Origin of the sequence: Caballeronia sordidicola (genome assembly GCF_002220365.1) — a bacterium.
Lineage (GTDB): Bacteria > Pseudomonadota > Gammaproteobacteria > Burkholderiales > Burkholderiaceae > Caballeronia > Caballeronia sordidicola_C.
The window spans coordinates 1-6162 of the sequence record NZ_MTHB01000044.1 but is presented as its reverse complement, the minus strand read 5'-3'; the positions used below and the strand labels follow the sequence as shown (position 1 = coordinate 6162).

Annotated in this window: 7 protein-coding genes; 3 read left to right on the top strand and 4 right to left on the bottom strand. The window is 58.8% G+C overall.

Annotated features, from left to right (window positions below; genetic code table 11):
- On the top strand, positions 1 to 437 hold a 437-nt coding region (locus tag BSU04_RS07155), incomplete at its 5' end, for a sensor histidine kinase (protein WP_144021155.1).
- Positions 438 to 447: 10 nt separating this feature from the next.
- Here BSU04_RS07155 and BSU04_RS07150 read toward each other — a convergent pair.
- Positions 448 to 1584, bottom strand: coding sequence for a sensor histidine kinase (locus tag BSU04_RS07150; RefSeq protein WP_179258235.1), 1137 nt, complete (start codon positions 1582 to 1584; stop codon positions 448 to 450).
- Between the two features lie 245 nt (positions 1585 to 1829).
- On the opposite strand from BSU04_RS07150, the gene BSU04_RS07145 reads away from it, so the two are divergent.
- Together BSU04_RS07145 and BSU04_RS07140 are read left to right on the top strand one after the other, a co-directional pair.
- Positions 1830 to 2222 carry a hypothetical protein gene (locus BSU04_RS07145; RefSeq protein WP_089159946.1) on the top strand — a complete coding sequence of 131 codons (393 nt, stop codon included), beginning with the start codon at positions 1830 to 1832 and terminating at the stop codon, positions 2220 to 2222.
- On the top strand, positions 2215 to 3177 hold the full coding sequence (locus tag BSU04_RS07140; protein WP_089159945.1) for a tyrosine-type recombinase/integrase: 963 nt from the start codon (positions 2215 to 2217) through the stop codon (positions 3175 to 3177). Before BSU04_RS07145 ends, BSU04_RS07140 begins: the two co-directional genes overlap by 8 nt.
- 285 nt (positions 3178 to 3462) lie before the next feature.
- On the opposite strand, the gene BSU04_RS46280 is transcribed toward BSU04_RS07140, so the two are convergent.
- The 3 genes from BSU04_RS46280 to BSU04_RS46275 form a co-directional block, all read right to left on the bottom strand.
- Positions 3463 to 4797 (bottom strand): trypsin-like peptidase domain-containing protein, encoded by a 1335-nt coding sequence (locus BSU04_RS46280; RefSeq protein ID WP_256982271.1) that lies wholly within the window; start codon positions 4795 to 4797, stop codon positions 3463 to 3465.
- On the bottom strand, positions 4773 to 5438 hold the full coding sequence (locus BSU04_RS47405; RefSeq protein ID WP_089159944.1) for a reverse transcriptase family protein: 666 nt from the start codon (positions 5436 to 5438) through the stop codon (positions 4773 to 4775). The genes BSU04_RS46280 and BSU04_RS47405 overlap by 25 nt, the downstream gene beginning before the upstream one ends.
- 423 nt (positions 5439 to 5861) lie before the next feature.
- Positions 5862 to 6162, bottom strand: a 301-nt coding sequence (locus tag BSU04_RS46275) for a DUF6933 domain-containing protein (RefSeq protein WP_441299946.1), incomplete at its 5' end; no start/stop codon positions are given.

Here is a 6162-nt window from a genome sequence, read left to right as displayed (position 1 = left end):
TCATCGCTGAGGTTGAACACGCGGCGGAACTGGCTGCTCAAGTGCGCGGCAGCAAGCTCGTCGTGTCCTCCGTGGACCCCCAACTTGCACTAGCGGGTGATCGCGATCTCTTGTATGCAGCCGTGGGCAATTTGTTGCAAAACGCCCTTAAATTTACTCACCCGCACACTGAAGTGACTTTGAACGCATATGCGGTGGCCGACCGTGTTTTGATCGATGTAAAAGATCATTGCGGCGGTCTGCCTGTTGGCAGCGTGGAAACCATGTTCCAACCGTTCAAGCAACACTCGGCCGACAAGAGCGGACTGGGCTTGGGCTTGTTGATCGCGCGAAAGAGCGTCGAGTCATTCGGGGGAACGCTCAGCGTGTCAGACATGCCCGGCATCGGCTGCGTTTTCACGATGAGCATACCGCGGTACTCGATGCCGCCTTTATAAACAGTACTGGTTATGAATCGAGTAACTCGTGGCGCGGCAAACTTATCGTAAAGATACAGCCGATTCCCGGTGCGTCACGAACGCTCAGACTACCGTCGTTCGCCTCAACAGCCCTTCGCGCGATTGACAAACCTAAACCTAACCCCGATTTGTTTTTTCCGTTCTGTTTGAATGGGAGGAACATTTTTTCGGCAGCATCTGGTGACAGGCCGCCGCAATGATCTGCGACATCAATAAGGATGCGGTCTGCGACGGCATAGGCGTTCAAAGTCACTTCAGTATGGCTATGCGTGAACTTGAACGCGTTTTGGAGCAAGTTTCCCACAGCCGAATACAGGAGATCCCGGTCGCCGTTGATGGCAATGTCCGGGTCGACCGGTGACACTGTTAGCAAACAACGATGCATCTTCGCCATCATCATCGCTGATTCGCGAACGTCCCCAATAAACTCTGCTACGTGAAATTGCTGGGGCGCAACCGAGCCGCTCGCCGCTATCCGGACGTCGATTACCGCGTGCTTGATCAGTTTATCCATGGAATCAAGACTTCGTTCGAGGACGCTACCCGTAGCGCCAGACCAATTCATATTTCCTGCTTTAACCGCGTCGAATGCGAATGTTGCGCCAAGTAAAGCATTGCGCAATTCATGCACAAACGCACCGAATCGCTCATTTGTTGCACCTAGGGTCTGCGCCGCGATCGCAGAATCATGTTGATAGCTGAATTCGGTCACCGCGTCTGCAATCGCATTGTCGAGACAACGGTTCAGTGTCCGGAACTCGTCGATTTCAAATGGGGCATCCCGCTCGTAGGCGAGATCTGTAATCGCCTGACAAAGATCACCATAATCATGAACAACTTGGTCGATCGAAAAACCGAGATCCATTAGATCTTTGCCATGCTGAGCAGCTGTGACGCCGACTTCGGAAAGTGTGATGCCGCCCCCAGACGGCCCGGAGATCATGCGACTGTCCAGCGGGCGCGATGTTCGTTCGATTCGAAGCGTATTGATTAATTGGTCAAGAAAAAGTGGCACGCCGTTTTCAAGTTGTTGCTCGGTAGCGTGGCGCGCCGGTCTTTTGCCCACTTTAACCTTACAACGCTCGATCAACGCGGACCGGTTGTCCGCCAAAAAATTGTGCATCATGATGCTCGCTCCCAAGTGAAGTCTTGCGCCGCGTGTATTTCTGGTTTTGGGTGCGGTATTGCGGACTCGTCTCGAGGTCAGCCATGAGTGAAATGCAAAGGCAGTCTTACCTCAGCCATCTGCAACGAGAAAGAGGAGCGGCGAACTGCGCCTCGGTCTTTGCAGTATGACTTGTCCCGAGCGCGGAAGATACCGGTCATATCTATATATGATAATGTCCTTTATCACATATATCAGGAGCCGCCATGCCAACCCCGGACACCCTGCGTCTGACCCTGGTGCGCACACCCGACGATGAGGCGTCCTTCAGTCCGGGATACCAGCGCGAGCTGCGGCAGTTCTATAGCCTCGCCCGTGCCGAGGGTGGCAAGATTGACGCGGTCACTTTCACGGCGGCCCACGCGGATGGGGGTGACGGCTTTGTTGGGGAATTCATGGTCCCGTGCACGGCCGTCGCCGGGTCCACGCTGACCGCGGCGACCGGCGCCTGGCTGCAAGGTCGAGCCGGGCGCAGGTTGCGCCTGACACTGGGTGACGTTGAAGTTGAGGCGACCAGTGCGGGCGAACTGTACGGGCTTTTAAATCTGACGATGGCGTTTACGGAACGGCACGAAAAGCCCGCGACCGATCATGTCTGAGGCCGCGCTTGCGGTTCGATCGTCCTCTCCACTGCCGGTAGTAGTGGTCAATGCCGGCGAGCGGGCGAGCGTTCGCTTTCTCGAGTTTTTCGCATCGACCATCCGCAACGCAAACACGCGACGAGCGTATGCGCACGCAGTGGGCGAATTCCTGACCTGGTGCGCGCAGGTCGGCGTGATCTCGATCACCGCCGTGCAACCGCCGCATGTGGCCACCTGGATCGAGCTGCAAACGCAGACGTTGTCGGCGCCGACGGTCAAGCTTCGCTTAGCTGCGATTCGTCACCTGTTTGACTGGCTCGTCATCGGCCAAGTCGTGCCGCACAATCCCACTGCGTCCGTGCGCGGACCCAGTCACACGACCCGCAAGGGCAAGACGCCCGTGCTCGATGCAACCGAAGCCCGGCAGTTGCTCGATAGCATCGATGTCAGCACACCCATTGGCCTTAGGGACCGGGCTTTGATTGCGTTAATGGTGTTTTCGTTCGCACGCGTAGGCGCAGCTATCACAATGCGCGTGGAGGATGTGTACGTGCAAAATCGGCGGCTCTGGCTGCGCTTGCATGAGAAAGGCGGCAAGCGTCATGAGATGCCCTGTCACCGCACGCTTGAAGAATATCTTCACGCCTACATAGACGGCGCGAACATTAGTGGCGAAACGAAAACGCCCTTGTTCCGGACGATTCAACGCGGCACCGGAATGCTCAGCGCCACCTCCATTCCCCAAGCCAATGTCTACGCGATGGTACGGCGCCGCGCGATCGCAGCCGGCATCGACACCAAGATTGGCAACCACACGTTTCGAGCGACCGGCATCACCGCCTACCTGAAAAACGGCGGCACGCTTGAGAACGCCGCAGCGATGGCCAATCATGCGTCAACGCGCACCACGCAGCTTTACGATCGGCGCCGCGACGATATCAGTCCCGACGAGGTCGAGCGGATCCACGTTTAATGGCGAAACTATCGCCAGTTTGGGTTTGAGGTGCGGTAAAAACGGAAACAGGGCTTATGCATCGGTGTTCGCCGCGTGAGAAGGGAAATCAGATTTTCGAATGTCGCTTTACGACCCCAAGCGGGCGCTCGCCCCAGCGTCGTCTGTTCGGCAACTACCAAGGTACAACAGCCATTCGCGCCTTCGAGTAAATGTGTGGTCGCTTCCGATTGGGAGAGGTGCAGAGCGGCGCACCAGCAGCACCGAGCGCTCGCTTTGGGCCATGGCCGAACCGGACATTCGGCGTTAGGGCAAGGTCGGCGGTATCGGCGCGGCAGGAACAGGGTGGGCCGGGGCACGTGCTGCGGGCGCGGCGGCTCCGTTGACCGTTGCGGCTGGCGCTGCAGGAACGGGGAGTGGTAGGGCTGCGGATCCTGCGGCAGGTGTCGGCGGTGCACCCAGCACGGTAGCCGGAGCCGGCGGCACAGGCGGGACCAGCGTTGCTTTGTACTTCGCGATCAGGCCGTCGAGTATCTCGAGGCACAGACATTCATCGTGGCCAGTGCCCATGTATGCGCCACGTTGCGCCATTCCAGCAACGCGGAAACGATCGTCCGTGAACGGTCCTCCGCTGTTGCCGGGACGGATGCTCCCGGCGCCGGAGATCGTGAAACTGTTCATCCCGACATGCGGGAAGGTTCGGTTCAGCACCTTCTGATCGTTGAAGTCCGGCCACGTCCACTGCTTCCACGCCGGATACCCAATCAGCACGCCCTGCGCGCCCGACTCGATCGGGTTGTCCATCGCGGAAAAATACCGATGCTGAGGCGGATCCCCTTCGAACGCGAGCAGGGCGAAATCCATCTGTTTGTCGCGGTAGAGGATCTTCGCTGGCCACGACTTCTTCGTCCCGGGTTGAATCAGTTGCAGGATTTTGCTCGTCAAGTAGGGACTTTCGTAGTCGATCACCGTGTCCGCTTTGCCGACTTTCCCCTCCCATTCAAAGACGTGGTTGCAGGTGACGAGGAGGCCCAGTTCTCGGTAGACGAATGCCGTCCCCTGCGCCATCGGCATCTCTTCGCCGAGAGTAGGGTCTTTGTAGTCGCCATACCAATCAACAACGAAGCAGGCGTCCTGCGCGGTCACCTTGTCCCGGACGACCGGCTCGACCGGCAGCTTGGGCGCTTTAAACGGTCCCGCCGCCTGCTCTTTGAGCACCGCCTTGTTGTAACGCTCGGCTAGGCGGGTGTAGATCAGATCGTCCTTTCCGCGAACCATCCGGAGGTAGAGCAACTTTCCCCACAGTACGTTTTGCAGTTTCGGTGGGGCACCGGTGCGGGTTTGCCGTTTCCACGGCTTTTTCTCGTACGGTCCGCTTTCTGCGTTGGCGACCCGCGCTTGCCAGCCGCTCTCGGCTTTGGCGTACCCGTTGCGCTCCCACGCGTTCAGGGCACCCCGAATCCGGTCGATGAACTTTCGGCGGACGTTCGGAAACTTGTTGATCGTGAGCCCGGTAACTTCCATCCGGCGGGCGCGATCGCTCAACCGCGTCTTCGGCGGGTTGATCGTGAAATGGTGCTTGCCAGTGATCAGGTCTTGCAGTTCGGCGCCTAGTGTCAGGTGCCCGTCCTCGTCCACCACGCAAATGCGGCTGGCAGGCGGGAGGCGGTGCGCACGGCAAACGAGAAAGTGATGTCGTCCGCGTAGCGGGTGTACGTCGCGCGGTTCCGGCGTGCTAGATCGGTCAGGTCCCGATCCATCGTCCGACACACGAGGTTCGACAGGAACGGCGACGTCGGCGCTCCCTGCGGCAGTGACCCGTTCAGCGTGCACATGTGCGCGATGACCGTGGCCACCTCGTGCGAGAAGTTGAACGGTCGGTTCCGCAACACACCGCGGACGCGGAAAAATGTGATGGTCGGGAAAAAGTCCTGCAGATCGAGATTCAGGACGAACTGCGTCTTGCGCGAACAGTGCGCGCGGGCGTTGGTGACAATGCTGCGCTTCGGCACGAACCCGTGAACCGCCGGTTTGAGCGGGCTCATCCGCTCTTCGAGGAACGTCAGCACCTTTTCTTGCATTACCTTCAAACGCTGACGCGGCTCCGCGATGAATCGGGGCGACCCGTTTCGTTTTTTGATCTGAAAGTGCTTGTACGGCGGCGACGGGTAGATGATGTCCTTCAACTGAGCATAGGGAATGCCCAGCGCCGCCTGCGAAAACGAGGGGACGAACGTGCGCGTGAGCTGCTCGAAAATAACGTTAAGGCTCGGGATAACCATCTCCGCTCGGTCAGGGTGTCGCCCCCATCCGTCTTTCTCCTGTACTTCAGCGGCAATGCGGAGACCCGGTCAAGCGCGCACCGGTCGGGGTTACCTCGTCGAAAGCCTGTGTTAGACACGGGCCTGGTTAAGCTCCTTCGGGGGGCGACGGACGATTGTAATCGTTTGCCCAACTCAGGTGCAACGTCACCTGCGCGTCGATCAGCGTGCTGTTCCGCAGCAGCGACTCCAGGTGCCAGGCGTTTTTCAGCACTATGTCGCGGTCGGCGGGCCTGAATACGGTCGTTTTGGCCGGGATACCTCAGTGGCGGTTGCGGCCGTTTGCAGAGTAGAGGAGCCCTTCGAGTGACGAGTTTGTGGGACGGGCGAGCGGCAACAATTGGCCGCGCAGAGACATTCGAAGCGCTGGGTTCGCCGGGGCGGCTATTGCAATGAACCGCTGCCGATCAATTCGCGCAGTGCCTTGTCCGGAAACACTGGCCCCCTATACAGCGGGCCGCAAGGGATACGTGCCAACCTGATTGACAACGCGACAAGATCGTTCATTTCATCGCTGCCGCGATAGCCTTCCGCAAATTGGCAAAACTGCGTCATGATGCCGACGACGCTACGGTTTGTCGTTTTGGTATATCTCACGTCCTGCATGTGCAATAGCTCCTGCTCGATGAACGACGGCTGGATGCCGTGGGCCGCGAGTACGTGAGCCAGGAAGCGAGGGAATCTG

Bases quoted from the DNA above. Each gene is read 5' to 3' on its own strand.
- BSU04_RS07150 (WP_179258235.1), bottom strand. From the start codon at position 1,584: ATGATGCACAATTTTTTGGCGGACAACCGGTCCGCGTTGATCGAGCGT.
- BSU04_RS07145 (WP_089159946.1), top strand. From the start codon at position 1,830: ATGCCAACCCCGGACACCCTGCGTCTGACCCTGGTGCGCACACCCGAC.
- BSU04_RS07140 (WP_089159945.1), top strand. From the start codon at position 2,215: ATGTCTGAGGCCGCGCTTGCGGTTCGATCGTCCTCTCCACTGCCGGTA.
- BSU04_RS47405 (WP_089159944.1), bottom strand. From the start codon at position 5,438: ATGGTTATCCCGAGCCTTAACGTTATTTTCGAGCAGCTCACGCGCACG.